Source organism: Massilia pinisoli (assembly GCF_024753285.1).
Lineage (GTDB): Bacteria > Pseudomonadota > Gammaproteobacteria > Burkholderiales > Burkholderiaceae_D > Telluria > Telluria pinisoli.
Genome location: NZ_JANUGW010000023.1, coordinates 39,970 through 66,838 on the forward strand (window position 1 = coordinate 39,970; position 26,869 = coordinate 66,838).

The 26,869-nt window shown below is 66.4% G+C and carries 32 protein-coding genes; 17 read left to right on the plus strand and 15 right to left on the minus strand.

What is annotated here, in order from left to right; translation table 11 throughout:
- Nucleotides 1-852 carry a metallophosphoesterase family protein gene (locus NX784_RS23805; protein ID WP_258819165.1) on the plus strand — a complete coding sequence of 284 codons (852 nt, stop codon included), beginning with the start codon at nucleotides 1-3 and terminating at the stop codon, nucleotides 850-852.
- Between the two features lie 16 nt (nucleotides 853-868).
- Here NX784_RS23805 and NX784_RS23810 read toward each other — a convergent pair whose 3' ends face one another.
- The 3 genes from NX784_RS23810 to NX784_RS23820 form a co-directional block, all read right to left on the minus strand.
- Nucleotides 869-1,450, minus strand: a complete 582-nt coding sequence (locus NX784_RS23810; protein WP_258819166.1) for a hypothetical protein — start codon at nucleotides 1,448-1,450, stop codon at nucleotides 869-871.
- Between the two features lie 88 nt (nucleotides 1,451-1,538).
- Nucleotides 1,539-2,927 (minus strand): cardiolipin synthase, encoded by a 1,389-nt coding sequence (gene cls / locus NX784_RS23815; protein WP_258819167.1) that lies wholly within the window; start codon nucleotides 2,925-2,927, stop codon nucleotides 1,539-1,541.
- Nucleotides 2,924-5,053 carry a site-specific recombinase gene (locus NX784_RS23820; RefSeq protein ID WP_258819168.1) on the minus strand — a complete coding sequence of 710 codons (2,130 nt, stop codon included), beginning with the start codon at nucleotides 5,051-5,053 and terminating at the stop codon, nucleotides 2,924-2,926. The genes cls and NX784_RS23820 overlap by 4 nt, the downstream gene beginning before the upstream one ends.
- Before the next feature lie 123 nt (nucleotides 5,054-5,176).
- Between NX784_RS23820 and NX784_RS23825 the strand changes: the two genes are divergently transcribed.
- Nucleotides 5,177-6,013 (plus strand): branched-chain amino acid aminotransferase, encoded by an 837-nt coding sequence (locus tag NX784_RS23825; protein ID WP_258819169.1) that lies wholly within the window; start codon nucleotides 5,177-5,179, stop codon nucleotides 6,011-6,013.
- A gap of 18 nt (nucleotides 6,014-6,031) precedes the next feature.
- Here the strand turns inward: NX784_RS23825 and NX784_RS23830 are convergent, their stop codons facing one another.
- From NX784_RS23830 to NX784_RS23855, 6 genes are all read right to left on the minus strand, one after another.
- On the minus strand, nucleotides 6,032-6,604 hold the full coding sequence (locus NX784_RS23830) for a DUF3617 domain-containing protein (protein WP_258819170.1): 573 nt from the start codon (nucleotides 6,602-6,604) through the stop codon (nucleotides 6,032-6,034).
- Between the two features lie 68 nt (nucleotides 6,605-6,672).
- A complete protein-coding gene (locus NX784_RS23835) occupies nucleotides 6,673-7,269 on the minus strand; it encodes an NUDIX domain-containing protein (protein WP_258819171.1) in 597 nt (198 codons plus the stop codon).
- A gap of 77 nt (nucleotides 7,270-7,346) precedes the next feature.
- Entirely contained in the window at nucleotides 7,347-8,018 is a 672-nt protein-coding gene (locus tag NX784_RS23840) for a YiaD family glycine zipper/OmpA-like lipoprotein (RefSeq protein ID WP_258819172.1), read from the minus strand.
- A 127-nt stretch (nucleotides 8,019-8,145) separates the two neighbouring features.
- Nucleotides 8,146-8,292 carry a lmo0937 family membrane protein gene (locus tag NX784_RS23845; RefSeq protein WP_105378160.1) on the minus strand — a complete coding sequence of 49 codons (147 nt, stop codon included), beginning with the start codon at nucleotides 8,290-8,292 and terminating at the stop codon, nucleotides 8,146-8,148.
- Nucleotides 8,293-8,390: 98 nt separating this feature from the next.
- Nucleotides 8,391-8,621: a hypothetical protein gene (locus NX784_RS23850; protein ID WP_258819173.1), complete on the minus strand. Its 231-nt coding sequence runs from the start codon at nucleotides 8,619-8,621 to the stop codon at nucleotides 8,391-8,393.
- A gap of 294 nt (nucleotides 8,622-8,915) precedes the next feature.
- On the minus strand, nucleotides 8,916-9,770 hold the full coding sequence (locus NX784_RS23855; RefSeq protein ID WP_258819174.1) for an outer membrane lipoprotein: 855 nt from the start codon (nucleotides 9,768-9,770) through the stop codon (nucleotides 8,916-8,918).
- Nucleotides 9,771-9,971: 201 nt separating this feature from the next.
- Between NX784_RS23855 and NX784_RS23860 the strand changes: the two genes are divergently transcribed.
- On the plus strand, nucleotides 9,972-10,703 hold the full coding sequence (locus NX784_RS23860) for a Crp/Fnr family transcriptional regulator (RefSeq protein ID WP_258819175.1): 732 nt from the start codon (nucleotides 9,972-9,974) through the stop codon (nucleotides 10,701-10,703).
- Nucleotides 10,704-10,773: 70 nt separating this feature from the next.
- Here the strand turns inward: NX784_RS23860 and NX784_RS23865 are convergent, their stop codons facing one another.
- The 3 genes from NX784_RS23865 to NX784_RS23875 all read right to left on the minus strand — a co-directional run bounded on the left by NX784_RS23865 (nucleotide 10,774) and on the right by NX784_RS23875 (nucleotide 13,564).
- On the minus strand, nucleotides 10,774-10,995 hold the full coding sequence (locus NX784_RS23865) for a YMGG-like glycine zipper-containing protein (protein ID WP_166863239.1): 222 nt from the start codon (nucleotides 10,993-10,995) through the stop codon (nucleotides 10,774-10,776).
- Nucleotides 10,996-11,044: 49 nt separating this feature from the next.
- The gene (locus NX784_RS23870) at nucleotides 11,045-11,377 is read right to left on the minus strand and encodes a BON domain-containing protein (protein ID WP_258819176.1); all 333 of its coding nucleotides are present in this window, start codon (nucleotides 11,375-11,377) and stop codon (nucleotides 11,045-11,047) included.
- Nucleotides 11,378-11,503: 126 nt separating this feature from the next.
- Nucleotides 11,504-13,564: an AsmA family protein gene (locus NX784_RS23875; RefSeq protein ID WP_258819177.1), complete on the minus strand. Its 2,061-nt coding sequence runs from the start codon at nucleotides 13,562-13,564 to the stop codon at nucleotides 11,504-11,506.
- A 188-nt stretch (nucleotides 13,565-13,752) separates the two neighbouring features.
- On the opposite strand from NX784_RS23875, the gene NX784_RS23880 reads away from it, so the two are divergent.
- The 6 genes from NX784_RS23880 to NX784_RS23905 all read left to right on the plus strand — a co-directional run bounded on the left by NX784_RS23880 (nucleotide 13,753) and on the right by NX784_RS23905 (nucleotide 16,881).
- Entirely contained in the window at nucleotides 13,753-14,148 is a 396-nt protein-coding gene (locus tag NX784_RS23880) for a DUF4398 domain-containing protein (protein ID WP_258819178.1), read from the plus strand.
- A 74-nt stretch (nucleotides 14,149-14,222) separates the two neighbouring features.
- Complete coding sequence (locus tag NX784_RS23885; protein WP_258819179.1) at nucleotides 14,223-15,140, plus strand: OmpA family protein; 918 nt, start codon at nucleotides 14,223-14,225, stop codon at nucleotides 15,138-15,140.
- Between the two features lie 37 nt (nucleotides 15,141-15,177).
- Nucleotides 15,178-15,714, plus strand: coding sequence for a ferritin-like domain-containing protein (locus NX784_RS23890; protein WP_166863245.1), 537 nt, complete (start codon nucleotides 15,178-15,180; stop codon nucleotides 15,712-15,714).
- A 36-nt stretch (nucleotides 15,715-15,750) separates the two neighbouring features.
- Entirely contained in the window at nucleotides 15,751-16,092 is a 342-nt protein-coding gene (locus tag NX784_RS23895) for an ElaB/YgaM/YqjD family protein (RefSeq protein WP_370662968.1), read from the plus strand.
- 18 nt (nucleotides 16,093-16,110) lie between these two features.
- Nucleotides 16,111-16,497: a phage holin family protein gene (locus tag NX784_RS23900; protein WP_258819180.1), complete on the plus strand. Its 387-nt coding sequence runs from the start codon at nucleotides 16,111-16,113 to the stop codon at nucleotides 16,495-16,497.
- Nucleotides 16,498-16,515: 18 nt separating this feature from the next.
- Nucleotides 16,516-16,881, plus strand: coding sequence for a hypothetical protein (locus NX784_RS23905; protein ID WP_258819181.1), 366 nt, complete (start codon nucleotides 16,516-16,518; stop codon nucleotides 16,879-16,881).
- Nucleotides 16,882-17,055: 174 nt separating this feature from the next.
- Here the strand turns inward: NX784_RS23905 and NX784_RS23910 are convergent, their stop codons facing one another.
- Nucleotides 17,056-17,520 (minus strand): outer membrane lipoprotein, encoded by a 465-nt coding sequence (locus NX784_RS23910; protein WP_258819182.1) that lies wholly within the window; start codon nucleotides 17,518-17,520, stop codon nucleotides 17,056-17,058.
- 205 nt (nucleotides 17,521-17,725) lie between these two features.
- On the opposite strand from NX784_RS23910, the gene NX784_RS23915 reads away from it, so the two are divergent.
- The 3 genes from NX784_RS23915 (at nucleotide 17,726) to NX784_RS23925 (ending at nucleotide 20,066) form a co-directional block, all read left to right on the plus strand.
- Nucleotides 17,726-18,274, plus strand: coding sequence for a hypothetical protein (locus tag NX784_RS23915; RefSeq protein ID WP_258819183.1), 549 nt, complete (start codon nucleotides 17,726-17,728; stop codon nucleotides 18,272-18,274).
- Nucleotides 18,275-18,346: 72 nt separating this feature from the next.
- Nucleotides 18,347-18,661, plus strand: a complete 315-nt coding sequence (locus NX784_RS23920; RefSeq protein WP_258819184.1) for a BON domain-containing protein — start codon at nucleotides 18,347-18,349, stop codon at nucleotides 18,659-18,661.
- A gap of 127 nt (nucleotides 18,662-18,788) precedes the next feature.
- Complete coding sequence (locus NX784_RS23925; protein ID WP_258819185.1) at nucleotides 18,789-20,066, plus strand: AI-2E family transporter; 1,278 nt, start codon at nucleotides 18,789-18,791, stop codon at nucleotides 20,064-20,066.
- Nucleotides 20,067-20,102: 36 nt separating this feature from the next.
- Here NX784_RS23925 and NX784_RS23930 read toward each other — a convergent pair whose 3' ends face one another.
- Together NX784_RS23930 and NX784_RS23935 are read right to left on the minus strand one after the other, a co-directional pair.
- Nucleotides 20,103-21,023 carry a YihY/virulence factor BrkB family protein gene (locus tag NX784_RS23930; protein ID WP_258819186.1) on the minus strand — a complete coding sequence of 307 codons (921 nt, stop codon included), beginning with the start codon at nucleotides 21,021-21,023 and terminating at the stop codon, nucleotides 20,103-20,105.
- A gap of 141 nt (nucleotides 21,024-21,164) precedes the next feature.
- Nucleotides 21,165-22,217, minus strand: a complete 1,053-nt coding sequence (locus tag NX784_RS23935) for an OmpA family protein (protein WP_258819187.1) — start codon at nucleotides 22,215-22,217, stop codon at nucleotides 21,165-21,167.
- A 658-nt stretch (nucleotides 22,218-22,875) separates the two neighbouring features.
- Between NX784_RS23935 and NX784_RS23940 the strand changes: the two genes are divergently transcribed.
- The 5 genes from NX784_RS23940 (at nucleotide 22,876) to phbB (ending at nucleotide 26,831) form a co-directional block, all read left to right on the plus strand.
- On the plus strand, nucleotides 22,876-23,490 hold the full coding sequence (locus NX784_RS23940) for a winged helix-turn-helix domain-containing protein (RefSeq protein ID WP_258819188.1): 615 nt from the start codon (nucleotides 22,876-22,878) through the stop codon (nucleotides 23,488-23,490).
- 169 nt (nucleotides 23,491-23,659) lie between these two features.
- Entirely contained in the window at nucleotides 23,660-24,418 is a 759-nt protein-coding gene (locus NX784_RS23945; RefSeq protein WP_258819189.1) for a glutathione peroxidase, read from the plus strand.
- 21 nt (nucleotides 24,419-24,439) lie between these two features.
- Nucleotides 24,440-25,306 (plus strand): M90 family metallopeptidase, encoded by an 867-nt coding sequence (locus tag NX784_RS23950; protein ID WP_258819190.1) that lies wholly within the window; start codon nucleotides 24,440-24,442, stop codon nucleotides 25,304-25,306.
- Nucleotides 25,307-25,389: 83 nt separating this feature from the next.
- Nucleotides 25,390-25,947: a hypothetical protein gene (locus NX784_RS23955; RefSeq protein WP_258819191.1), complete on the plus strand. Its 558-nt coding sequence runs from the start codon at nucleotides 25,390-25,392 to the stop codon at nucleotides 25,945-25,947.
- A gap of 137 nt (nucleotides 25,948-26,084) precedes the next feature.
- A complete protein-coding gene (gene phbB, locus NX784_RS23960) occupies nucleotides 26,085-26,831 on the plus strand; it encodes an acetoacetyl-CoA reductase (RefSeq protein ID WP_258819192.1) in 747 nt (248 codons plus the stop codon).
- Nucleotides 26,832-26,869: the final 38 nt, after the last annotated feature.

Consider the following 26,869-nt stretch of genomic DNA (forward strand, 5'->3'; position numbering starts at 1 on the left):
ATGCGTACACTCGTCCACCTGTCCGACCTGCATTTCGGCCGCGTCGACCCGCAACTGCTCGATCCGCTGCGCGACCTGGTGCACAAGCTGGCGCCGAACGTCGTCGTCGTCTCGGGCGACCTCACGCAGCGCGCCAAGAGCGAGCAGTTCGAGGAAGCGAAGGCCTGGCTCGACACGTTGCCGGGCCCGCAGATCATCGTGCCGGGCAACCACGATATTTCGCTGTACAACGTGTTCCGCCGCTTCCTGGCGCCGCTGGATCGCTACAAGCGCTACATCACGGACGATCTCGACCCCGTCTACATCGACGACGAGATCGCCGTGCTGGGCGTGAACACGGCGCGCTCGCTCACGTTCAAGGACGGCCGCGTCAACAAGGAGCAGGTGGAGAAGATCCGCGCCACCTTGTCGGGTCTCCCGCCCGAGGTCACGCGCGTCGTCGTCACGCACCACCCGTTCGACCTGCCGAAAGACGCGGACAAGCAGGGGGCGGAAGAGGGCGACCTCGTCGACCGCGCGCACATGGCGATGGACGTGTTCGCGGAGCTCGGTGTCGACCTGCTGATGGCCGGCCACCTGCACATGAGCCACGCGGGCAATACGCAGGCGCGCTACAAGATCAGCGAATATGCGGCGCTCGTCGTGCAGGCCGGCACGGCCACGTCCACGCGCGGGCGCGGCGAAGTGAATTCGTTCAACGTGATCCGCGTCGAGCCCCTGCGCATCGAGGTCGACCGCTACGGCTGGGACAGCGTGCACAACCAGTTCCAGCTGCTCGCCACCGAAAAATTCATGCGCAGCGGGAACGTCTGGGCCGAGGTGCCGGACGGCATGATGGCTGCGGGGCTCTGAGCCGCGGGACTCTGACTCACCGGCCGCCGTTCGATTTCTGCTTGTCGCTCGAGCGGCGCTGTTCGACCCGTCCCTGCACGAACGAACCGATGAAGGCGCCCAGGGTCAGCTTGGTCAGGTCGAGGAACGCGGACGAGTTCGCGTTTGTCGAGGCGATCGAGATCAGCGAAAAGACGAGCGTGAGGAACACGGTCGTCAGCGGCAGGCCCGTCACGCCCAGCTTCGTGAAATTGCCCGAGATGCCCGTCAGCGCGCGCAGCCGCACGTACTGGTCGATCGGCTCGGGCTTGCCGTCGAGGACGGCCTGCTCGACGAGCGGCAAATCGTCGAATGGAATGGTCGCCCTCGACCCCATGTGCGCGGACACGAGCAGGCCCTTGCCCAGCAGCGCAGCGACGACGGCGATGAACAGCAGGCTCATGGGCCCCGCTTCCTGGCCCGCCAGCTCGAGCCAGGTCGGAGAGCGGGGCTGCAGTTCAGCGCCCAGCGACTGGTGCAGCTGCAGGTAGACGATGATGCAGAAACAGACTGCCGAGACGACGACGAACGTATAGCCAGACGCGCGCAGGAAGTGGTCCGGTTGGTGATGGCGTTGCAAGGGCGAGTCCGGTTGAATCTGGCCTTCTTTGACGACAATACTGGTCTCCACGGGAGCCTCCATCGGGTTGGGGTCGACAGCGCGAGCGCTAGATCCAATACTCGCCCAACCGCGACATCCATTCCTTGATCCGGTCCGACCAGGGCCGGTGCCGCCACCGCTCCAATGTGACTTCCTTCGAGTCGCGCAGATCCTCCGCGAACGCGCTCTCCATCGCGGTGCCGAATGCGGGATCGATGACGACGACGTTCAGCTCGTAGTTGTGGATGAAGCTGCGCCGGTCGATGTTGGCCGACCCGATCGTCGACCAGCCGCCGTCGATGACGGCTGTCTTGGCGTGCAGCACGGCGATCTGCAGCTCGAAGATGCGCACGCCGCCCGCGAGCAGCTGGTTGTAGAACGCCTGGCCCGCGTAGCGGATGAGGCCGTGGTCCGATACGCCCGGCAGCACGAGCCGCACGTCCACGCCCCGTTTCGCCGCGCCGATCAGCGCATCGACGATCTGCTGGTCGGGCACGAAGTACGCCGACGTGATGTGGATCGATTTCTTCGCCTCGCTGATCGCGACGACGAGCGCTTTATAAATGTCCGATTCGTGGTCCGGGTCGGATGCGAGCACGCGGACGATCTTGTCGCCGGCCGGCGCGAGCTTCGGAAAATACTCGGCCTGCGGCAGTTCCCCGCCTTCCTGCTGCACCCACAGGTCGATGAACGACCATTGCAGCGGCGCGACGGCCGGGCCTTCGATCTTGACGTGCGTGTCGCGCCAGCCGACCTTGTCGCCGTCGTCCGGCTTGTGGCGCGAGCGGAACAGCGAGCTGTTCGCATACGTGCTGCTGATGTTGATGCCGCCCGTGAACGCGACCTTGCCGTCGACGACCATCAGCTTGCGGTGGTTGCGGTTGTTCAGCTCCCACTTGCCGCGCGCCTTCGCGGGGTTCACGGGATTGAAGATCAGTACCTGGATCCCGGCCTGGCGCATGCGGTCGAAGAACGCGGACGGCGTGGCGATGCCGCCCACGGCGTCGACCATCACATTGACGGCCACGCCCTGGCTCCGCTTCTCGATCAGCAGGTCGGCGAACTCGTTGCCGATCTCGTCCTGGTCGAAGATATAGGTCTCCAGGTTGATGGAACTGGTGGCGACCTTCGCCGCGGCCATCATCTCGCGCATCGTGGCGGGGCCGTCGAACAGCAAGGTGACTTTGTTGCCGGCGATGAGGGGCACACCCGTCGCCTGTTCTTCCAGCGCGGCCAGCGCCTTCAGGTCGCCGCTCGCGTTGGCCCAGCGCTTTGCGACGAGCGCGGACGCCTGCTTCGGCGCCAGCGCGCCCTTCGTCGTCGCGATCGTGGGCGTCGCTTTCGCGGGCGCGTCGGGGTCGACGTCCGGCAACGACTTGCACGCGACGACGCAGCAGCAGAGGCACAGGACCAGCACCCGGGCGAACGAAGGAAGGCGGCGCAGCAGGGATCTCATTTGATACCTCGCGGAGTGGCCGGCGCCGCGTCGTCGAGGTCGCGCGGTCCGATGAAGAAGTCGAGTGGCGCTTCACGCAGCCGGCGACCTAGCGCCTGCAGCAGCCGCAGGCCGTGGTGGAAGCGCACCTTGCGCGCCCGCAGGGCCACCCACAGCGCGAGCCCGAAGCTCACCAGCAGGTTGACCATGCCGATCAGCGCGATGCCGACAAAAGTGATGGCGACCGTCTCCGCATCGACCCGCTGGCCGAGCCCGACATAGCCGATGGCGAAATTGGCGGACGAAAACGTCACGTGGCGCACGTCCAGCGGCAGGCCGAGGAGGAAGCCGACGGTGGCCGTCGTGCCCATCAGCACGCCGAACACGAAGTTGCCCATCAGGCCGCCGAGATTGTCCTCAACGTAGCGGGCGAAGCGGGCGCGCCGCTCCTCGCCGAGCAGGCGGCGCAGCCAGCGCAGCTGTTGCACGCGCTGGCCCATCCGCGTGTACATGGCCTTGTTGTCGTAATAGCCGGACACGAGCCCGGACACGAACAGCCACACGCCCGCGATCGCCGCGTGCAGCAGCGCGAGCGAATGCCACGGATGGCTGTCCGCGATCAGGTGCGCCGCTTTCGCCGGGGTCACGAGGTGTGTGCCGAAGATCCAGTACCACGCGAGGGCAAGGGCCCACGCGACGGGGATCACGGTCGCCAGGTTGCCCAACACGGCGACGATCTGCGTCCGGAACACTTTGTTGACAAGCGCCGCCATGCTGTCGACGTCGACCTGGCGGCGGCTGCTGCGGCCGCCGCCGCGCTGCGCCGTCTCGTGCAGGGCGGCGGCGATGCGGGCCGCCGTCATCGCGGGCTGCTTCGTGGCGATGGTGAAGTGCAGCACGTGCACGAGCATGAAGCCGGCCGCGTAGTTGAGGCTGTAGAACAGTGCTTCGATCAGCGGCGCGCGGTGCTGGTACGAGATCAGGATCTTGATCAGCGCCATGAAGCCGATGACGATGCCTGCGCCCGCCGACGACGCGAACATGCCGCCCAGGTCGGCGCGCCGCTCGGCGATGTAGTGCTCCCCGGTGCGGCTCGCGTTTTCCGTGACGTTGCGTGCGAGGAGGTCGACGTTGTCGCGCAGCAGGCCGCGGATCTCGTATTTCGTGTTGTGGGCCTCGGCCAGTTCCTGCGCGAGGTCGACGGCGGCCGCGCGCCGCAGGCTCGTCGGCGGTTCGGCCGGCGGCGTCGCCTCGTTCGCGAGCGCTTCGACGTCTACCGTGGGCGCCGACGGCAGCTCGCCGCTCGTGTCGACGAGGAACAGCAGCTTGCGCAGGCGGTCGATGCTTTGCGTGAGCGCGACGAGCAGATACGTCAGCGCGACGCTCGTACCGGAGGCGAGGGCGCCGCGGCGGATCTTCTGCACGACCTCTTCGCACTGGTCGAGCATGACGAGCAGGTGGCGCGCGTCTTCCATCGTGTCGGTTTCACCGGCCGTCAGGCGGCCGTAGTCGTCGAGGTATTTGTTCGCCTCGATGTTTTGCATGAGGAAGGGCGAGTCGACTTCCTCGATTTCGCGGTGCGCGTGGATCAGGCGCGGTTCCAGACCCAGCGCGCACACGCGGCACGACAAGGTGCGGATGGCGTCCAGCAGGCCCGCCAGCACGACTTTTCCCGCGCGCGCAGGTTCGTCCGCGTCGACTTCCGCGCCTTCCGGTGGCGCGGCGTTCGCGACCACGTCGAACAGCTCGAGCCAGTCGGCGTTCGGCACGGCGCGGATCCATTCGTAGTCGTCGTCGCGGCACAGGACGCGGTCGAGCGTGTCCGACAGGTACAGTTCGTCGAGTGCTGGAGGCAGGACGCGGTAGGCGATGCGTGTCTTCAGCTCCGTGAAAAAGCCGTCGTTCGACAGGATGCCGACGTCGGAATACAGGCTCGTGTGGCGGCGCGTTTCCAGCAGCCGCGTCACGTGGCGGCGCAGCGCCCATGCCTGGCCCGGATGGCCCCTCAAGAGCTGGGTCAACGTGCGCACCTGGGCGATCGCGTACGCGTGGTCGCGCGCGCGGCGCGGGCGCAGACGGTCGACGAGGTCGACGAGGAGGTCGACGCGGTCGCTGTCGGGATCGAGGCGTTCGAGAATCGGGAGCATGGAAAACATTCGCGGCATGGAAATGTCAGTGTACGCGCGGACACCCCCGGTCACTGTACGCTGACGAACCGAGCGGACGGGCCTGCGTTACACTTGATGCTTGACGTCATCCGTGGAGAGCATATGTACCTGACTTACTACAACGGGCAATGGGCCGAAGGAAACACGCCCCTGTTCGGCGCGATGGACCACAGCGTGTGGCTCGGTTCGTCCGTCTTCGACGGCGCCCGTGCGCTGCGCGGCCACTTGCCGGACCTGCGTCCGCACCTGGAGCGCGTCGTGACGTCGGCCGAGAAACTGGGCCTGACGTGCCCGTTGAGCGTGGACGAGATGGAAGCGCTCGTGCACGAAGGTGTCGCGCGCTTTCCGGCGGACGCGGAACTGTATATCCGCCCGCTCGTGTTCGCATCCGAAGGGTTCCTGATCCCCACGGCGGAAGCGGCCGCGTTCGCGTTGACCCTGTTCGACGCGCCGCTGCCGCCGTTCACCGGCTTTTCGGCTTGCCTGTCGCCGTTGCGCCGCCCGGAGCCGACGATGGCCCCGACGGATGCCAAGGCGTCCGCCCTGTACGCGAACACGGCGCGCGCGCTGCGCGAGGCGAAGGCGCGCGGTTTCGACAATGCCGTCCTGCTGGACGCGGCGGGCAACGTGGCGGAGTTCGCGACGTCGAACCTGTTCCTCGTCACGCACGACGGCGAGGTCGTCACGCCGGCGCTGAACGGCACGTTCCTGGCCGGCATTACGCGCGCCCGCGTGATCGCGTTGCTGGGCGAGGCCGGCGTCAAGGTGGTCGAGCGCACGGTCAAGCCGGAAGAGCTCGAGACGGCCCGCGAAATCTTCAGCACCGGCAACTACGGCAAGGTCACGCCGTGCACGCGCTACGAGACGCGCGAGCTGCCCGCGGGGCCGGTCGCGCGGCAGGCCCGCGAGCGCTATCTCGCCTATACCGAGACGACCTGACGCAAGCCGGGCCCGCCGCTATTTCGCGCGGGGGACGGCGAGGGGACGGATGTTGCCGCAGTCGGCCGACAGCCACTTGCCGGTGACGTCCATGTCCATGTCCTGCGGACGGCCTTGCTCCTCGCTGTGCATCTTCATGTGCGCGTGGTAGTTCTTGTCGCCGTCCGTCGTCATGTCGCCTTCGCCGCTCACGCGCGGCTTCGTGCACGCGAATGCGATGTGGCCGCGGCTGGGCGACTGCTGCGTGAACGTCTGCTTGCAGTCGCCTTGCTGGACGGGGAATTCCTTGCGGTCCACCATCTCGCGCGTCATGCACACCTTCGTCTGCAGCGCGCCGCCGGCGCCGACGTCCACCTGCACGCCGTGCTGCTGCATCATCTTCTGCATCTGTTCGCGCTGCTCGGGCGGCATGTTCGCCATGTGCTGCTGCATGGACGACATCGCCTGCTGCAGTTCCGGGTCGCTCGACGTCATCTTGTTCGACATCGACCACAGGCCGGGCTTCATGGTCTGGGCGCCGGCGGGCAACGCGGCGCCGAGCGCGACGCACACGCAGGCCGACAGGACGGCGCGCGAAATGGATGGGTTCATCGTGATCGTCTCCTTTTGGATAGTGTCGCTGCGGGCCGCATGACGGACCAGCACCATGCGTGGGGGTATCACGACGCTTCGCCGTGGCGGCCCAGCACCGTGCGTTCCAGGTGCAGCAGCAACAGGACGGTCTTGGCGTCGACGATGTCGCCGGTGGTGATCATCGCCAGCGCGTCGTCGAAGTCCAGTTCCACGACGTCGATGTCCTCGCCTTCCTCGCGCTTGCCGCCGCCGTCGCCGCATTTCCGGTCGCGCTCGTATTCGGCGACGAACAGGTGCAGGCGTTCCGTCGTCGCCCCGGGGCTGACGTACAGTTGCAGCGCGGGTTGCACCGCGTCGATCGCATAGCCCGTCTCCTCCCGCGCCTCGGCGAGCGCACGCTCGGCCGGGTCGGCGCCGTCCAGCATGCCGGCTGCCGCCTCGAGCAGGAAGCCATCATGGCCGCCCAGCCTCGCACCCAGGCGGAACTGACGCGTCAGCACGACCGAGCGGTGCGCGCGGTTGTACAGCAGCACGGCGGCGCCGTCGGCGTTGTCGTAGATTTCGTGCGACTGAACCTGCAGTTCGCCATCGCGGCGGCGCTGCATGTAGGTGACGTTTTTCAGGGGCAGAAAATGATCCGAGAGGATTTCCTCGCGGACGATGCGCACGGTGTCGTCTGACATGGCCTCTCCATTATGGTTGACATGGCAAGAGGATACACCGTGCGCGGGGTGGGCGGGCGCGCGCCGCCCCGGGCTCGTCAGCCCTGCTGCGCGGGTTCGCTCACGTAGATCTCGACGCGGCGGTTGCGTGCGCGGCCGGCCGGGTCGTCGTTCGACGCGACCGGCTCGCGCGCGGCGCGGCCTTCGACCGTGATGCGGGCCGGATTCACGCCGCGTGCCGTCAGGTAGTCGCGCGCGTGCGCGGCGCGGTCCAGCGACAGCGGCTGGTTGATCTGGTCGCCGCCCGTGTTGTCCGTGTGGCCGATGATCGTGATGTTGGTGGCCGGGTTCTCGTTCAGCGTCTGGGCGAAGCGGTCGAGGATCGGGCGGAAATTCGGCTTGATGTCGGAGCGGTTCGTGTCGAACGAGACGTCGCTCGGGATGTCGAGCTTCAGGCGGTTGTCGGACGTCTGCGAGACTTGCACGCCGGTGCCGCGCGTGGCCTGTTCCATCGCCTGGCGCTGCTGTTCCATGTGGCGCGACCAGACGTTGCCGGCGACGGCGCCGGCCGCCGCGCCCAGGATCGCGCCGCGCGTGGCCCGGCCGGATCCGCCGCCGCCCGTCGAGGCGCCGAGGATCGCGCCGAGGCCGGCGCCGACGCCCGCGCCGGTGGCGGTGCCGCGCTGCGTCTGGTTCATGTCGGCGCAACCGGAGGCCGCGACGGCGAAGGCGGTGGCGCACAGGGTTGAACGGATCAGGGTGGTTTTCATGGTGGACTCCTTGATAAAAAATATCCGTTTCGTAGGCGCACCCACAGCAGGGCACGTCCGCGAAACGGATCGGTCAGTCCGCAGCGCGCTGCGGTTCGGCACGGGGCTCCGTGCCTGCGTGCTTATGCTATATGCCTCGGCCACTGATCAGGCGCACCAGGATCATGATGACGGCCACGACCAGCAGAATATGGATGAAACCGCCGACGGTGTAGGAGGTTACCAGACCGAGCAGCCACAGAATGATGAGAATGACGGCAATAGTGTAAAGCATGATGATGTCCTCATGGTTGACGGCGATGGGGTGACGGCACTGCGGCCGTGTTTCCAGTATCGATCCAACCGGTCAGGCGATCCGTACGATGCCGTACATTACGTCGCGCTTTTTTGTTCCTTATGCAAGCCCGGGACCCAGCCCATGAAGCCCATGAGGCCGAGGACGCCGATCAGGCACGTCAGGAGGCCGCCCGTGATGAGGAAGAAGACGTCTTGCGCCGCCATGTCGCCCGGCGTCGCTTGCGGGACGGGGCCCGTGCTGACGAGGCCGAAGGCCGTCAGCAGAACTCCCCAGAGAATGATGCCGATCCATGCCACGCTGTTCATGTCGCGTCCTTTCGCTTGAGTTAACTCTGCCGTATGAAGCTGAGACCGATTCTTATGTGGGCAGGCAAACTGCTCCGTGCGCTGCCGCACATTGCGAAAAAGAAAACTTAGTGAGCGATCGTACAAGGTGCAAACCCATGCGCGCGGCATGGCGCCGATGCCGGATGCATGACGGCGGCGTGGGGCAGCACCCGTTATCAACATAGCACGCCGCCGCGCGAAAAAAAACCGGGGCAGCAGCCCCGGTGTTGTTGCCCGGCGCCGCGGCCCCGGTGTTGTTGCGTTTATACGTCTTCAGGCGGAGCGCAGCGTGCCCTTGACGATGCGGACGCGGTCGCCCGTGCGCCACGGCGGCGCGCTGTGCTGGTGGAACGTGCGCAGCGTGCCGTCATCCAGGCGGACGCGGATCTCGTAGCTCGTATCGGCCTTCATATTGCCTTCGACCTGGTTGCCCATGACGGCACCGCCGACGGCACCGGCCACCGTGGCCAGTTGCCGGCCATGGCCGCTGCCTACCTGGTTGCCGAGCAGGCCGCCGAGGAGGGCGCCGCCCGCCGCGCCCACGCCGCTGCCCTGGGCGCGCGTCTTGATCGCGCGGATCGATTCGATGTTGCCGCAGTTGCCGCACCAGTTGCTGTTCGTATCAGCCTCGGCCACGCGGGTCGACTTGTGCGCGGCGCGCGGTGCCGGTGCCGGTTCGGCCGGCGCATAACGCGGCGCAGGTGCGGCCACGGGGGCGGCGGGGTAGTCGGTGCCGGACGACGTCGCGCCCTGGCTGCCGCCGTAACCGTACGCGGTGTTCGGTGCCGCGTAGGCCTGGGCGCCGGCCGGGGCTGGATACGTGGATTGCGCCGGCGCGGTGGCCGGATAGCCGGGCTGCGGTTGCGCCGCGAACGGCGCGGCGGGCGTGGCGCCGGGCGGCAGCGCGGAGGGCGCCGTGTAGCCCGGCTGGCCCGGTTGCTGCAGGCCGGCCGACAGGGCGGCGCGGTCGGTGTCGCTCAGGTGGCTGCGGTTGCCGCCCGTCGACGACGGCAGCCAGCCCATGATCGCGGCCGTGCCGAGGGCGCAGAACAGGATGACGGCGATCGCGGCGGCGATCAGCAGCGGATGTTGCCTGGCCCGGGCGGGCGTGTGGGGATGCGTGTCCATGGCTTTCCTTTCGGGTGGGTCCGGTACGTTTCCATTGTCCCTGGCAACAACACACCGTTCCGTGCGTCACCGTACATACTTGCCCTGGCACGGCCGGTACGCTGACTAAAAGTTGTTTGCAAATGTTTCCGGCCGGTGTAATTACGTGTTTTCGAACCTCAGCCACCGTGTGCACCGATGAAGTCCAACCGCGAGGGTCCGATGAACTCAGCCGCTCCACCTCTGGTCGCCGAGCACAATGCCAACCTGCTGCTGGCCGCGCTGCCGCCGCAGGAACTGGCCCGGATGCTGCCGGCCCTCGACCAGGTGAAGGTGGAGGTGGGCGCCACCCTGTGCGAGCCGGGAGACACGATCCGCCACGTCTATTTTCCGCACGATTGCCTGATCTCGCTGATGGCCGTGGCGGAAGGCCGCATGACGCTCGAAGTGGGCCTCGTCGGACGCGAAGGCATGCTGGGCGCCACCGTCGCCCTGGGCCACGACACGACGCAGGTGCGCGCCGTCGTGCAGCGCGCGGGCAGCGCGAGCCGCATCGAGGCCGAGCACCTGCGCACCGAATTCGCCCGCAACCCCGTCCTGCAGCGCGTGCTGTACCGCTACACGGACGTGCTGCTCGCGCAGGCCATCCAGATCGCCGTCTGCAGCCGCTACCACGTGCTGGAAGCGCGGCTCGCGCGGTCGCTGCTCGTCACGCGCGACCGGCTGCAATCCGATAAATTCCACCTCACGCACGAATTCCTCGCGCACGCGCTGGGCGTGCGCCGCGTGGGCGTCACGAAGGCCGCCAGCGCGTTGCAGCAGCAGGGCCTGATCAACTACAGCCGGGGCAATATCGAGATCCTCGACCCGGCACGCCTCGCGGCGGCCGCGTGCACGTGCTACGAGATCGTGCGCGAGGCCGGGGCGGGTGTCGGTGCGCCGATTCTCGTCTGACCTTCTGCGCCAGTCCAAAAACAACGCCCCGGCATGCGGGGCGTTGTCGTTACTGCGGTACGAACTTCGCTTAGTGCGTCGTCTTGACCTGGTTGCCGATCACGCCGCCCACGGCTGCGCCACCGATGGTGCCGGCTGCGCTGCCGCCCGTCAGCGCGCCGCCGACGACGGCACCTGCGCCCGCGCCGATCGCGGTGTTGCGGTCCTGCTTCGACATGCCGGCGCAGCCGGTCAGGCCCATGGCTGCAGTTGCCAGCGATGCGGTCACGATGATGGTCTTGATGGTTTTCATGATGATCTCCTTAAGGTGGGTTGCTTACGCTTCTACACGGTGCCAAAACTCACTTCAGGCGCAGCTCATTCCTGACCGATCTGACGCCCCTCACGGTGCGCGCGGCCGCGGCGGCCGCCGCCACGTCGTCCGCCGAGCTCACGAATCCGCTTAGCCGGACGACCCCCTGGTCCGTGTCGACGTCGATCTCGTTCGCCTTCAGGCTGGCATCGCCGAGGAGGGCGGCCTTCACGCCGGCCGTGATGCCGGCGTCGCCGGTTCGCTGGACGGCCACCGTCGGGTGGTCCGTCGCGCATCCCGCGATCCCGCACAGGACCAGGGCCGCCAGCAGCGCCGATGCACCAACCGCTGCCGGGGTCTTGCCTTTGCCGAATCGTGTCATTACCGTCCTGCTTTCCTCGCGATGCTTGCCTGGCGTTCGGGAACGGCGCCGGCCTTACCATGTGTTCAGAATAAATCTGCCGTGCATAGCGGTCTGTACGACAAATAACACTGTGTCATCCCCGCCTCAACGCTTTGCGCTTTTCCCGGGCGGCGGCGCCACGGGCTTGGCACCGGCCTGCGCCAGCAGCGCGCCGCACGGGCTGTCCTTGCCCGGTCCGGTGTTAATCAACGGCAGCAGGGCGGCCGCCGGTGCAGCGACGATGGCCAACGCGGCCGCCGCGCCGCCCTTCATGACGAGCACTTTCTTGTCGAGCGACAGGTCCGGATGCTTGAACGTGCCGCGCACGAAGAACGGCGTGCGCAACGTGAAGATGCGCAGCGCTTTTGTCTCCGGCTTGATGCGCAGGTCGAGCTGCTCGGTCGACATGTTGACCCAGCCATTGATGTCGACGATCGCGTCATCCGTGTCGAGCACGAACGTGCGCGTGCGCGCGACGCCGTCCTTCACGCCGAGGTCGGCGGCGAGGCAGTTCAGCTTGACTTCCTTGTCGCCGAACAGCTTCGTGATGATGACGTTGCCCACGTTCAGCCCGGCTTCCTCGAGCAACAGCTTGCTGACGACGCCCTGGCTGACGAGGCCTTTCACTTCACCGTTCGCGTCGGCCAGCATGGCGCCCACGGAATCACCGGTTGCCGTCAGCTTCGCCTCGCCATAGATCGATCCGACCGTCGCCTGCATCTTTTCGATCTGCGGGAACAATTCCTTGATGTGGATGTCGCGCGCCTTCACATCGGCCGTCGCCTTGATGGGATTGTTCGGGTTGCTGCCGTCCAGCTTGATGTTCGAATTGACGTTGCCGCCGGCCATGGCGAAGTCGAGCGGCTGCAGGGTGAGCACGCCGTCGTTCATCACGACATGGCTTTGCAGCTTGCTGAGCGGCAGGTCCTTGTCCTTGACGATGCGGTCGGCCGTGAAGCGGACGTCGGCGTCCAACGCCTTCCAGCGCTCCGTGTGGAATTTTTCGACCGGTAACGCCTTGCCTTCCGGCTGCACCGCGTCGACGCCGCGCGCGCGCTTGCTCGCGTTGGAATCGGCGCCGATCAGCGGGCCGAGGTCGGCGAAGCGCAGCTGGTGCGACACGATGGTACCGGTCAGCTTGTTGCGCGGCTTGCCCGTGACGAATTCGAGGTGGCCCGCGATGTCGGACTGGCCCACCTTGCCCTTGAACTTGTCGTACACCCAGCGGGTCTTGTCCTTGTCCAGCGTGCCCGTCAGGTGGCCGTCCGTCGAGAACGCGGGTGTCTCCGGCAGCAGCACGCCCGTGAACGGATACAGCCGCGCCATCGACGGCGCCGCCAGCGTCAGCTTCAGGTCCATGCCCGCGAGGTGGGCCGGGCGCGTGACAGTCCCTTCGATGGCGACGCGCGTGTTGGCCGAGTGCACGTCGGCCTGGATGGGGAAGGGTTCGTCCTGGTTGCGCAGCGACAGCACCTTGCCCGCCTTGCCGCCGCCGCCCACGGGCGCGCCGTTGTACTCGCCGCGCAGCTGGAACGCGATGCCGTACGTCGGGTCGTTCGCGATCGTGTCGATGTCCGCGGTGACGTCGGCCTTCGTGACGGCGTCGATCACGTGGATCGTGCCCTTGTTCAGCACGACGCGCTCGAGGTCGAGCGTCCAGTTCGATTTCTTCTGTTCCGGCTTGTAGACCCAGTTGTAGTGCGTGGCATCCGTGCGCAGCAATTCCGCCTGCGGACCGTCGAAGCGCAGCACGGGCACATGGATCGTGTGGGTCAGCAGGGCGAACGGATCGAGCGAGAACGAGAACTGGCGCACGCTCGCCATGTCGCGCTGGGGCAGGCCGGCGGGGTTGCCCACGTGGACGTCGTTCGCGTACAGGTGCGGCCACGGGATGTAGTCGCGCCACGTTCGCTGGCCTTTCGGTATGCTTTTGGAAGGCTGCTCCCAATGCACCGCGAGGTCGCCGCGGATCACGAACGGGCGCTCGATCGCATCGCTGACTTTCTCGTCGAGCCAGGGCTTGACGCGGTTCCAGTCGAACGTGAGGAGGATGATGATGGCGATGACAGGTATCGCCACCAGCACGCCGACGATGCCGAGCGTGATTTTCGCCGGACGCGACAGATGCGCGCCCTGCCTGGGCTGTTGGGCTGGTTGGGTTGTCATGGCCTTCCTTCTGGTGGGATGGGTGCATGCAGATTAGCGTAAAGGTCGGCTCGTCAATGTGCGGTGCCGCACCGTGGCCCGGCCGTGGGCGTCCCGAGGCCGTGCGTATGTGCGGCAGCGAACCGATCTCGTCGGGCTTGAGGGTTATAACGTTACCAACACATTCAGTCAACGACAGGAGTCGCAAGATGAATACAAAATCGATGGACCTGCTGGTGCGGGTCGGCGCAGCCGCTGCGGTTCTTTCGCTGGCCGCGTGCGCCAGCCCGGAGAAGACCCCGGCCACGGCTGCCGTCGCGGTGTCGAACAACGCCGTCGAAAACGCCGTGTCGGCGGGTGCGCCCGAACTGGCACCGGCCGAGATCACGTCCGCGCGCGACAAGATGATGCGCGCCAACCAGGCCCTCGCGGCCAAGGATTACAAGACGGCGCGCGACCTCGCGATCCAGGCCCAGGCCGACGCCAAGCTGGCGCAGAGCAAGGCCAATTCCGCGAAGGCCACGGCGGCGGCCGACGCCCTCAACGAGGACCTGCGCGTGTTGCGCCAGGAAGTCGACCGCGCCAATTCCGACCAGCAGCAGTAAGGCAGGGCGGCAACGCGCCGCCTAACAACAAGAACCGCGCCGCCAACGCGCGCCAGACCGCAGAAAGGAAGATCATGAACCTGATGAAGGCAATCGCATTTGCCGGCGCACTGATGCTGGCCGCCTGCAGCACCGTCCCGACCACGACGCCCACGCTGGACGAGGCGCGCGCCGACTTCGTCGCGGCCAACAACAATCCGCAGGTCGCGACGTACGCGCCGCTCGAATTCAAGCAGGCCAGCGAGGCCCTTGACCGCGCGAACCAGGCCGCCGCCAAGCGCGAGAGCCTCGACACCATCGACCGCCTGGCGTACGTCGCCAAGCAGCGCATCGCCACCGCGCAGGAAATCGCGAAGTCGAAGGCCGCCGAGGCCGAGGTCGCCAACGCGAGCCGCGAGCGCGACCGCGTGCAGCTGGAAGCGCGCACGGCCGAGGCCGACCGCGCCAAGCGCGACGCGAACGCCGCCCAGGCGCAGGCCGCCGCCGCCCAGGCCCAGGCCCAGGATGCGCAGGCCCAGGCCGCGGCGGCCCAGCAGCAGGCCGCCCAGCAGTCCGAGCGCGCTGCGCACCTGGAAGCCTTGCTTGCCGACCTGCATGCGCAGAAGACGGAGCGCGGCATGATCGTCACGATCGGCGACGTGCTGTTCGCCACCGACCGCGCGGAATTGAACGCGAACGGCATGGCGACCGTACGCAAGCTGGCCGAGATCATGACGCAGAACCCCGACCGTACCGTGATGGTCGAAGGCTTTACCGACAGCACGGGCAGCGCCGCGCACAACAAGGACCTGTCCGAGCGCCGCGCGGCGTCCGTGGCCCAGGCCCTGGTCGGCCTCGGTGTGTCGCGCGAACGCATCGGCATGCGCGGCTATGGCGAAGCCTTCCCCGTCGCGCCGAACAACACGGCATCCAACCGCCAGCTGAACCGCCGCGTGGAGATCGTGCTGTCGAACGCGGGCGCGACGATCCCGCCGCGCGCGGCGCAGCGCTGACTGAGAGTTTGAACCCCCACTGAAAGAGGAAAGTTTCATGGAACAGAACGCATCCAACCTGGCGCACGGCTTCGACATCGCGGAGATCCGCCGCGCGGCCGCCAATCTCGAAGACGGCGCCGTCACCGAGGGCTACGCGGCCGACCGCGAAGCCGTCGTCGCCATGCTCAACGCCGCGCTCGCAACGGAGCTGCTCTGCGTGCTGCGCTACAAGCGCCATTACTTCACCGTGAGCGGTCCGAACACGGGCCACATCAAGGCCGAGTTCCTCGAGCACGCGCAGCAGGAGCAGGACCACGCCGACCGCATCGCCGAGCGCATCGTGCAGCTGAACGGCTCGCCGAACTTCAACCCGGCCACGCTCACGCAGCGCAGCCATGCGGAGTACGACGATTCGGACGACGTGCAGGCGATGATCCGCGCCGACCTGATCGCCGAGCGCGTCGCGATCGAATCGTACCGACAGATGATCCAGGCCATCGGCGACAAGGACCCGACGACGAAGAACATGCTGATCGAGATCCTGGCCACCGAGGAAGAGCACGCGGACGACATGCGCGACCTGCTGGCCTGAACCTTTTACCTACCCACCAATAACGAGGAGAACATCATGCTAGAAAACATCAGCCGCGCCAACGGCAACGCATCGGCCGTCAACGGTGCCGCGAAAGACACTTCCGGCGACATGAAGGCGCTCGTGAAAGACGCCCAGTCGCTGCTGAGCGCCGCCGCATCCCTCACGGGCAACAAGGCCGACGAACTGCGCGAGCGCGGCATGGAGCTGCTCGACCAGGCGCTGGGCAAGGCCAGCAAATACCAGGATCAAGCCATGGTCAAAGGCAAGGAACTGGCACGCACGGCCGATGTCTACGTGAAGGACAACCCATGGCGCACCGTGGCCGTGGCGGCCGGTGTCGGCCTGCTACTGGGTGTCATTCTGGGCCGCAAATAAATCCGGTCGGGGGCAGCCATGGATAACAACGAAACCGTCGTGCATAGCCCCGGCCTCTTGGGTGGGATCACGGGCCTGGCAAAGAATCTGTTCGGCCTCGTCGTGTCGCGACTGGAACTCGCGGCGCTCGAGCTGACGGAAGTGCGCAACCACGTGATCGAACTCGTGGCCATCTTCGCGATGGCCGCCCTGGCCACCTGGTTCGCCCTGGCCTACGGCACCGCCACGATCGTGGCGCTGGCGTGGGAAGAAATGGGGTGGAAGATCCTGCTGGTCATGTTCGTCGTGTTCGCCGTGATCACCCTGATCCTCGTGATGAAGGGTCTGTCGATGCTCAAGCAGGGCAAGCTGGCGTTCCCGGAGACCATGAAGGAATTGCGCAACGACCGCGACATGCTCATGTGAGCAGAAAGGATCTCGACCATGGGAAAGACGATCGGCCACCACACGCAAGGCTCCCACGAGGAGCGCAAGCGGGCGCTGTTGCGTGACGGCGAGTTTTATCGCACGGGCGTCGCGCATGCGCGCGCGCAGATCAAGCACGCGGCGCGCCCCGAAGTGATGCTGCACTCCGTTATCGACCACGCCACCTGGGCCTTGCGCACGCGTGCCGACGCATTGCTGAAGCCCACCGGCACGAGCATCTCCGTGATCGCGCCGTATGCGCTGACGGTGCTGGGCTTCATCCGCAAGCGCAACCTCGGCAAGCCGGCGCTGGGCGCGGCCGTCATCCTGGGTGCGCTCGGTTGGTACTTGCAGCGCAAACGCGCGCAGCAAGTGGCATACTAGGGACAACGCGCCGGCCCGTACGGCCGGCGCCTTGCAGGAATATGGTGGGGCTTGAGCGGCGTCGCAATCTTCGATTGGACGCCGTCTTTTTTTGCAGGCGATGCAGACATGTAGGTGCGCGCAGGTGAAAAAAAAGCCGGCAGAGCCGGCTTGAAGACTACCAGCAACATCCGCTCAATAGCGATACACGCGGCCGTCGACGATGCGCACGCGGTTGCCCACGCGCAGGTCGTACACATTGTCCTGGACGATGGTGCGGTATTCGCCATTGTCGAGGCGGACATTGACGGCGTACGCCTGCTGGCCTTCCGCACCACGGTTCGCTTCCACGCGGTTGCCGATCGCCGCGCCGGCCACGCCGCCGGCGACCGTCGCCGCGGTACGGCCGCCACCGCTGCCGACCTGGTTGCCGGCGAGCGCACCGACGAGGCCGCCGACGATCGCGCCGGCACCGCTCGTGCGGCCGTCGGCCGTCGTGGTCTGGATCGATTCGATCGTGCCGTAGCCCGTGGCCGCCGTGTTGTCGTAGCCGCTGCGGTAGCCATCGTTGGCGTAGGAGGGCTGGGACGACTGGCTGGCGCAGCCCCCGAGGAGCGCACTGGCCGCCACGACGGCGGCAAGGGTACGAGTAGCTTTCATGACTTGTTCTCCTGGCAAAAATGTAGGACCAGATTACGCAGTCATGTGTAATGGGTCTGTGCGATGACGCACCCACCTCTCGACCGTAAGTGCCCGCTTTCCACCATCTCCGTTCCTGTGTTCGTCACCGAACAGAAATCGTCGTTACAGCCGAGTAAAACATCACCAGTACGTTGGAAAACGTGGCAACGAAGGAGAACAAGAAATGCGAATATCACACGTCATCCTGCTGCTGGGCGCGGCCTTGTTGTGGGGCGCGTCACATGTCCATGCGGCGACGCCGGAAGCCAAACTGGCTTACCAGCAAGCCCGCGACGCGGCCGCCGCCACGTACAAGACGGCACGCGCCCGCTGCGACGCCATCACGGGTAATCCGAAGGACGTCTGCGTGCTCGAGGCCAAGGCCGCGCGCGTGCGCGCCGACGAGGAAGCGCAGGCCAAGTACGAAGACACGTTGAAGGCCTACACCCGGGCGCGCATGCGCATCGCGTCCGCGAACTACGACCTCGACAAGGCACGTTGCGCCGGTCTGACGGGCAACGACAAGGACGTCTGCAAGGAAGAGGCGAAAGCCCGCTTCGTCGCCGCGCAGGCCGACGCGCGGGCCGACCAGAAGACGATCCAGGCGCGCGACGACGCCCGCGCCGACAAGGAAGACGCCGCGTACCGCGTAGCCAAGGAAAAATGCGACGCCTTCGCTGGCGCCGCCAAGGATCAATGCATCTCGGCTGCGAAGGCCGAGTTCGGCAAGTGACGCACCCATTCAACCGCAGTACGCTCGTGAACGGGCACAACCAGTACCACCTCTACTAACAAGGAGTTCATCATGAACGTGACCAAACGCATCGCCACCGCCATCTTCACCGCCACCGTCGCCTTCACCGTCGTCGGCTGCTCGTCGAGCCCGACCAAGGAAAGCACGGGCGAGTACATCGACGACGCCGCCATCACGGCGAAGGTCAAGGCCGCAATCTTCAATGAGCCCACGCTGAAGGCGACCGAGATCAACGTCGAGACCTACAAGGGCGACGTGCAGCTGTCGGGCTTCGTGGCCCAGCCGCAGGATGCGACCAAGGCCGCCGATGTGGCCCGTGGCGTCAAGGGTGTGGCATCGGTCAAGAACGACATCCGCGTAAAATAAACCCGCCGGGACGGCCTGCGTGACGGCCGTTCCCCGGGGTGTCGCGACTGCCGCGTCATGCGGCATCCGCCGGACGGAAAGCCGGCCGGCGGATGCCCGGGACCGGCTTTTTTTTCAGGCAGGTATCATGCAGCTCGCCCAATCCGGCCCCGCTCCGTCCGGGGCAGCCGACTCCATCATTCCGGCGCCCGTGCCGGCCCCGGGCACGGACCAGGCGGCGCAGGACGCCGGCCTCGTCGACGCCGCGGGTGCGCCCACCGGCGAAGAGCTCGGTGCTCTCCACGGCGACCTGCGTCTTCCCGTGCACGTCAACGTGCGCGGCCTCACGCTGGGCGTGATCGCCACCGTCGCCTTCGTCTTCGGCCTTCAATGGGCCAAGAATTTCTTCGTGCCGCTGCTGCTCGGCATCTTCATCGCCTATACGCTGAGTCCCGTCGTGCGCTGGCTGGAGCGCTGGCACATCAAGCGTTCCATCGGCGCCACCGTCGTCACGGCGCTGATCCTCATCGGCATGGCGCTGACGGCGCAGCGCGTGCAGGGCGAATTCCTCAACATCGTCGACGAGCTGCCCACGTTGACCCACAAGGTCACGCGCCTCCTCGCGGACGGCTCCGATGGGCCGTCGACGATCCAGCAGGTGCAGGCCGCCGCGGCCGAGCTCGAACGTGCCGCCGCCAACGCGGGCGCCGATGCGAAGCGTGCCGCTACCCGCCGCGTGCCGCCGCCACCCGCCGTGCCGACACCGGGCGCCAGTAATTTCCGCGTCATGGACTGGCTGCTGGCAGGCTCGGTGGGCCTCGCCAGCTTCATCTCGCAAGCGACGATGGTCGTGTTCCTCGTGTTCTTCCTGCTGCTCGCGGGCGACACGTTCAAGCGCAAGCTCGTCAAGCTGACGGGGCCGTCGCTGACGCAAAAAAAGGTCACCGTGCACATCCTCGAAGACATCAACACGAGTATCCAGAACTATATGTTCATGCTGCTCGTGACGAACGTGCTGCTGGCCCTGCTGATGTGGGTGGCGCTGCGCTACATCGGCCTGGAGAACGCGGGCGCGTGGGCGATCTTCGCCGGTGTCGCGCACGTCATGCCTTACTTCGGCCCGTTGTTGATCACGTCGGCCACGGGCCTCGTCGCCTTCCTCCAGTTCGAATCGCTGCGGATGACGATCCTCGTGGCGGGCGCGTCGCTGGCGATCGCGACGCTCGTCGGGATGGTCGTCACGACCTGGATGACGGGCAAGATCGCGAAGATGAACCCGGCCGCCGTGTTCGTCAGCCTGCTGTTCTGGGGCTGGCTGTGGGGCATGTGGGGCTTGCTGCTGGGCGTACCCGTCGTCGTCGTGATCAAGGTCGTGGCCGAGCGCGTGGAAGGCATGGAAGTCATCGCCGAACTGCTCGGCGAATGACGGCGCCATTGCCGCGGGCAATGGCGCCGCGGCGGTTCAGTGCACGGGCGACGGGCGCGCACCCGGGGGCGGCGCGCCGGGGACGTGCTTGTCCTTCAGGCTGCCCATCTGCAGCGCGTACTGGCGCGCGAATTCCGCGCCGAGGAAGAAGATCTGCGCCGAGTAATACACCCACAGCAGCAGCGCGATCAGCGAGCCGGCCGCGCCGAAGCTGCTCGCCGTGCCGCTGTTGCCGATGTACAGGCCGATCGCGAATTTCCCCAAGGTGAACATGATCGCGGTGCCGAGAGCGCCGATGGTCACATCGCGCCACGACAGCTTTACGCGCGGCAGCAGTTTGTAGATGGCGCCGAACATCACGGCGATGACGAGGAAGCTGACGCCCCACGCTACCCAGCCCAGCACGACCGTGGCCGAATGCCACACGCCGCCGAGGTATTTTTCCAGCACGGACAGCGCGGCGGACACGACCAGCGTGAACATCAGCAGCAGGCCCAGGGTGAGGATGAGGCCGAACGACAGCAGCCGGGTACGCACGGTATCCCACCACGTGGCGTCTTTCGGCGGCGGGATGTCCCAGATGTCGTCGAGGCTGTCCTTGAGTTCGGCGAAAGCGCTCGTCGCGCCGACGAGCAGCAGCGCGGTGGCGATGATCGTCGCCAACTTGCCGCTTTCCTTGTTGCGGGCACCGGCCAGGATCGCCTGGATGGTTTCCGCGCCCTGCTTGCCGACGAGGCTGCGCAACTCGTCGAGCAGCTGGCCTTGGGCCGCGTCGTTACCGTAGAAGAAACCGGCGATCGCGATGACGAGCACGAGAATCGGGGCCAGCGAGAACAACGTGTAAAAGGCGAGGGCGGCGCCCTTGCTCGATGCCCGGTGACTCAGCCATTCGGTCACGGCGCAGCGCATGACGTGGACGACCTGGCGCGAGAAGGGGATCCAGTTTTGTACTGCCATCGGTAACCTCCAAAAGGACGAACGCGCCCGAAGGCGCGTTCATGGGCCTACGCCCAGTACCGTTACGACCGTTACGGTATTCGCGAACGGCGCCGGGCGGCGCCGCGGTCGCGAGCGGGGCGTGTGCCCCGCGTGGCCACGTTACTGCACGCGGCGTTCGATCGTGATCGGCTCCACTTCGACGCGGCGGTTCGGTGCCAGGCACGCGATCAGCTCCGAACGCTTCTTCTGGTGGCAGTCGGTGACGACCGGGTTCTTCTCGCCCTTGCCGTAGGCCTTCAGGCGCTTGGCGTCGATGCCGTGGCTGATCAGGTACTCGCGCACGGCGTTGGCGCGGCGCTCTGACAGCTTCTGGTTGTACTTCGCCGAGCCCAGACGGTCGGTGTAGCCCGTGATGTCCACGTCGGTGATCGACGGGTCGGCCTGCAGGGCGGCGGCGATGTCGTCCAGCTTCGGCTGCGGCATCGACAGCTTGGCGCTGTCAAAGCCGAACAGTTCGCTGGCCGACAGGGTCACCTTCTCGAAACGTGCCGGCGGCGGCGGCGGCGGCGGAGCCGGTTGTGCCGGCGGCGGGGTCTCGACGACAGGTGCCGGAGCAGGTGCCGGGGCAGGTGCCGGCGCCACGCGCGGCGGCGGGTTGAACGCGTAGTTCAGGCTGAACGTCGCGTATTTGTTGCTTGCGCGGGAGAAGCCGAAGCCATCGTCGTGCAAGTGTTCGCGCACGTCGCGCAGGTCGGCCTGGACGGACCAGCGGTCGTTGATGCTGACCTGGGCGCCGAAGCCGAGCTCGTAGTAAGGCGACCAGCCGGACGCGTTAACGAACGGATTGCTTTCGTGGTCGCGCGACGCGCCCACGCCGATCAGCAGGAAGGGACGGAACGTCTTGCGCGACAGCATCAGCAAGGTGTCGATGCCGACCAGCGTCTGGCGGTAGTTGAAGCCGTTGTCGTCGACGCGGGCCTGGGTGGCGCCGAACTGGATATCGAACAGCGGGGACACGGGTTTACCGAATTTCAAACCGCCGCCCCAGTCCTTCTTCGAGGTCATGAAGTCGTGGTCGGGCTTGATGCCGACGATGGTCGGGGCGATGTACCACGACGGATTGATGACGTCGGCGGTCGTATCCTGAGCCATGGCCGATCCGGCGATGCACAGGATGGCGGCGGCCAGAGCGATCTTCTTCGTATTATTCACAGTTACTCCCATAAGTTGTAAAGGTACCTGACATCGCATGCCTTGCAGGGATGTTGATGTCGAGCTTACAAGTCGGCGGTTTTTCGGGTCAGTGCGCTAGCGCACCTAACGGCCGGTTGGTGTAGTGATTTTACAACGTGGCTATTTATGCCATGGTTCCCGTTTGTTTCAGGATGTTACGAACTTGGCTGTAATTGTGACGTATTGTATCCAACGTCGGCGTTCTCCCAGTGTCTCCACGCATCATTACAAGTCCGACATGTGTTGTATGCCAACATCACATGTGGGCGCCGCACGCGTATCGGCGCCGCTTTTCGAGCCGATCAGCGCCAAACCGGATCGATATCGCTTCGATGTCCAGCCACCCAGCATGGTTCCCCGCCGCGGATGAGGCAGATCAATGCTCGGCCGCAACCGTCGTTTCCCTTCGCGTCCCTTTGTCTGCTTGGCATCAAACCTCGTCAGGATTTGTCTTGCTTTGAGGCACAAATAACTTTCAGGAATTTTTAGAAATGTTGGATGGCGCACAGACCGGACGTGATGAGGCAGGCAATCTTGTACCCAGTTAAGCGGAACCGGCGTGTTGACCAGAGGTCATACAGAACCACGGCGGCCCGGGCCATACATAGAACTCGTCCTTTTCACGGAGTAAATCAATATGCATGCAGCGACTCACCACAATGCGGTACAAGGCGATCTCAACGCGGTGCACACTTCCAGCAACTCTGCATTGATCGAACGCGTGCCGCCGCAACCGACCGAGCGCGCACCGATTTCGCTCGCGCCGATCGAGCGGGTGCGGTCGACGTCGGCCACGCAGCGCCGCATCGAGAACATGCAGAAGCTGATCGGCGAGCTGCAGACCCACGAGATGCTGGCCGATGAAATCGCCTGGTTCCTCAAATTCTCGCCGTCGGGCGCACGCAAGTACATCCGCGACCTGCGCGAAGCCGGCGTGATCGAGCTCGCCCGTTACATCGAAGGCACCGCCACCTACCTGGGCAAGGCCGTGTACCGCATTTCGCCCGATCCGGACCGCGTCAAGGCGTTCCTGGGCGCCATCTGCCAGCCCAAGCGCGAAGGCGCCGCGCCGCGCAAGGAGCGTCCGGGCCTGCGCGAGCAGAGCATGGCCGGCACGGGCCGCCACTTCCACATCCTGGCCGACGACACCCATTACGCGATCCGCGTGAACCGCAGCCCCGTGACCCGCGACCCTCTCGTCGCCGCACTGTTCGGCCCGGCTCCGAACCAGGTTGCCAAAGAGCGCGTCTGAGCGCCCATGCGTTGACCCGCGGCCGTGCGCATGCGGTCGCCGTCAGCTGCGCCACCTCGCCGAACGGCCGGGTGGCGCTGTTTTTTTCAGCGTTGCAATTGAAAAGGCGGCAAGCGGTCCTATATGCCGGATGCGGCACCCCGGCCGCTGACCCGACAAAGGAGTGTCCATGCTGCCGAGTGCCGAAACCCTGGAAGGAAAACCCGTTCCGCAAGTGACGTTCAAGGCGCGCCCGAACGACCAGTGGCGCGACGTGACGACCGACGAACTTTTTAAAGGAAAGACTGTCGTCGTGTTCGCCCTGCCGGGCGCCTTCACGCCCACCTGCTCGTCGGCCCACCTGCCGCGCTACAACGAGCTGGCGCCCATGTTCCGCGAGAACGGCGTCGACGACGTCGTCTGCGTCGCCGTCAACGACGCGTTCGTCATGCAGTCGTGGCAGGCCGGCCAGGAAGCGGGCAACATCACGATGATCCCCGACGGCAATGGCGATTTCACGGAAGGCATGGGCCTGCTCGTGGACAAGCGCGACCTCGGTTTCGGCAAGCGGTCGTGGCGCTACTCGATGCTCGTCAAGGACGGCATCATCGCCAAGATCTTCATCGAGCCGGACAAGGAGGGCGACCCGTTCGAAGTGTCGGACGCCGACACGATGCTCCGCTACATCAATCCGGACGCCGCCCCGCGCGAGCCGGTCGTCATGTTTTCCAAGCCGGGCTGCCCGTTCTGTGCGCGTGCCAAGGCCGTGCTGAAGGCGAACGGCATCGTGTTCACCGACATCCCGCAGGACGCGAAGATCACGACGAGCGTGCTGCGCGGCGTTTCCGGTGCGTCGACGTGGCCGCAGGTGTTCATCGGCGGCAAGCTGATCGGCGATGCGGAAGCGGTCGCCGCCCATTTCGCGCCGCGCGCGCAAGCGGGCAACTGACGCCGGCATCGGGAGCGTGCAATGGAAGCCGCAATCGTCTGCGCCGCACTCGCGTTCGCCGTGCTGGTGGCCTGGTTCGTGCCGCGCTGGCGCCTCAATCGCGTGCTGGCGCGGCCGCTGACCGATGTTCAACTGGGCGTCATCGAACGCAATGTCGCGCAATACCGGGGCATGCCGCGCGAACTGCGCGCCCAGCTGCAGCGCCTCGTCAAGCAGTTCCTGCACCGGAAGACGTTCGTCGGCTGCGCGGGGCTCGAGGTGACGGAGGAGATGCGTGTGACGATCGCCGCGCAGGCCTGCCTGCTGCTGCTGAACCGGCCCACCCGCGTGTATCCGGGCCTGCATGCCGTGCTCGTCTACCCGGGCGCCTTCCTCGTGCCGCGCCGCCAGCAGGACGAGGCCGGCGTCGTCACGGAGACGCGCCAGGACCTGCTGGGCGAATCGTGGGGCGACGGCCGCGTCGTGCTGTCGTGGGAACACGTGCGCCGCGCGGGCCTGCCGCCAGAGGGCACGCACAACGTCGTGCTGCACGAATTCGCGCACCAGCTCGACAGCGAATCGGGCAGCAACAACGGCGCGCCGTTCCTCGGCAGCCCGGAGCGCTACCGCAGCTGGTCGGAAACGCTGTCGCGCGATTTCGCCCTGCTGCGCCGCGACGCCTACTGGGGCCAGCGCGACGTGCTGGACCCGTACGGCGCCACGAATCCGGCCGAGTTCTTCGCCGTGGCGACGGAAAGCTTCTTCGAGCAGCCGCACGAGCTGGCGGGGCGCCATCCTGACCTGTATGCGGAATTCGAGGCCTACTACCGCGTCGACCCGCGCGCGTGGCTGCCGGCGCCCGCGCCCGTGCCGGCGCATCATGACGTGGTCTACGGACAGTGGCGCTAGCGGCCCGGCTGCGTGCGCTCGCGTACAGAGGCCTGGCCCGGCCGGATGCATGATGGGCGTACTTACGATGCAGGAGGCCATCCATGTCCACGATCATTGCAGGGCACTTCCAGCTCCAGGATGACGTCGAGCGGGCGCGCCGCGCCCTCGTCGACGCCGGTTTTCCCGGCGAACGCATCAGCGGCTTCTACCTGAGCCAGCCGGGCCAGCACGATTTGACGCCGATCGGCGGCGACCACCTCCATTCGCCGGGCGCGCGCGAATCGCCGCTGGGCGTGGCCGAGGGGGCGGGTGCCGGCGCGGCCGTGGGCATCGTCGCCGGCGCCCTGACGGCACCCGTCACCGGGCCGCTGGGGCCCGTCGTGGGCGGTCTCGTCGGGGCCCACGTGGGCTCGCTGTTCAGCTTTTCCAAGATGAAAGAAGCCGGCGAGCATGAACGCGGCGGCGAGGACGCACCGCTGGAGAACCGTCCGGCCGGCATGCTCGTGGCCGTCGCGTTCGACGACCCCGTCCTCGAACAGCGCGCCGTCGACCTGCTGCGCGACCTGGGCGCCCACCACATCGAGCGGGCCAAGGGCAATATCGTCGACGGCGACTGGGCCGATTTCGATCCCTGCTCCGCGCCCGACCTCATCCACTGACTATCGCGCCGCCGGCCCCCGGGCCGCGCGGCTTTTCCCGTTTGCGCTTCCTCAAGGCCGCCTTTGTCCGCCGACCTAGACTCGGTGTTTCGTGCTGCGCACCCGGCGCGGCAGGTTGATGACAGGACGGTGAAACCATGCACGACGACAAAGTAGCGTTGGTGACGGGAGGAATGGGCGGACTCGGCACGGCGATCTGCCGGCGCCTGCAGGCGGAGGGGTTCCGCGTGGCGGCAACGTATTCGCCCAGCAATGCGACGCCGGACGCGTGGCTGGCCGCCCAGCGGGACGACGGGTACCGGTTCACGACGTATCGCGTGGACGTCACCGACTACGGCGATTGTGAATGGATGATGCAGAAGCTGCTGGCCGAGATGGGCCGGCTCGACGTGCTGGTGAACAACGCCGGCATCACGCGCGACCGCAGCCTGCGCAAGATGACGCCGGACGACTGGCACGCCGTGCTGCGCGCCGACCTCGACAGCGTGTTCAACATGAGCAAGCAGGCGATCGAGCCGATGACGGCACAGCGCTGGGGCCGCATCGTCAACATCTCGTCCGTCAACGGCCAGCAGGGCGCGTTCGGGCAAACCAATTACGCGGCCGCCAAGGCCGGCATGCATGGCTTCACGAAGGCATTGGCGCTGGAAATGGCGCGCCATGGCGTGACGGTGAACACCGTGTCGCCCGGTTACCTGCGCACGAAGATGGTCGAGGCGGTGCCGAGCGAAGTGATGACGGGCAAGATTCTGCCGCAGATTCCGATGGGCCGGCTGGGCGAGCCGGAGGAGATCGCGGGACTCGTCGCCTACCTTGTCTCGGAAGACGCCGCGTTCATGACGGGCACCAACATCGCGATCAACGGCGGCCAGCACATGTGTTGACCTGCGGCGACGCCGGCGCCGCTACCGCCCGTCGTCAT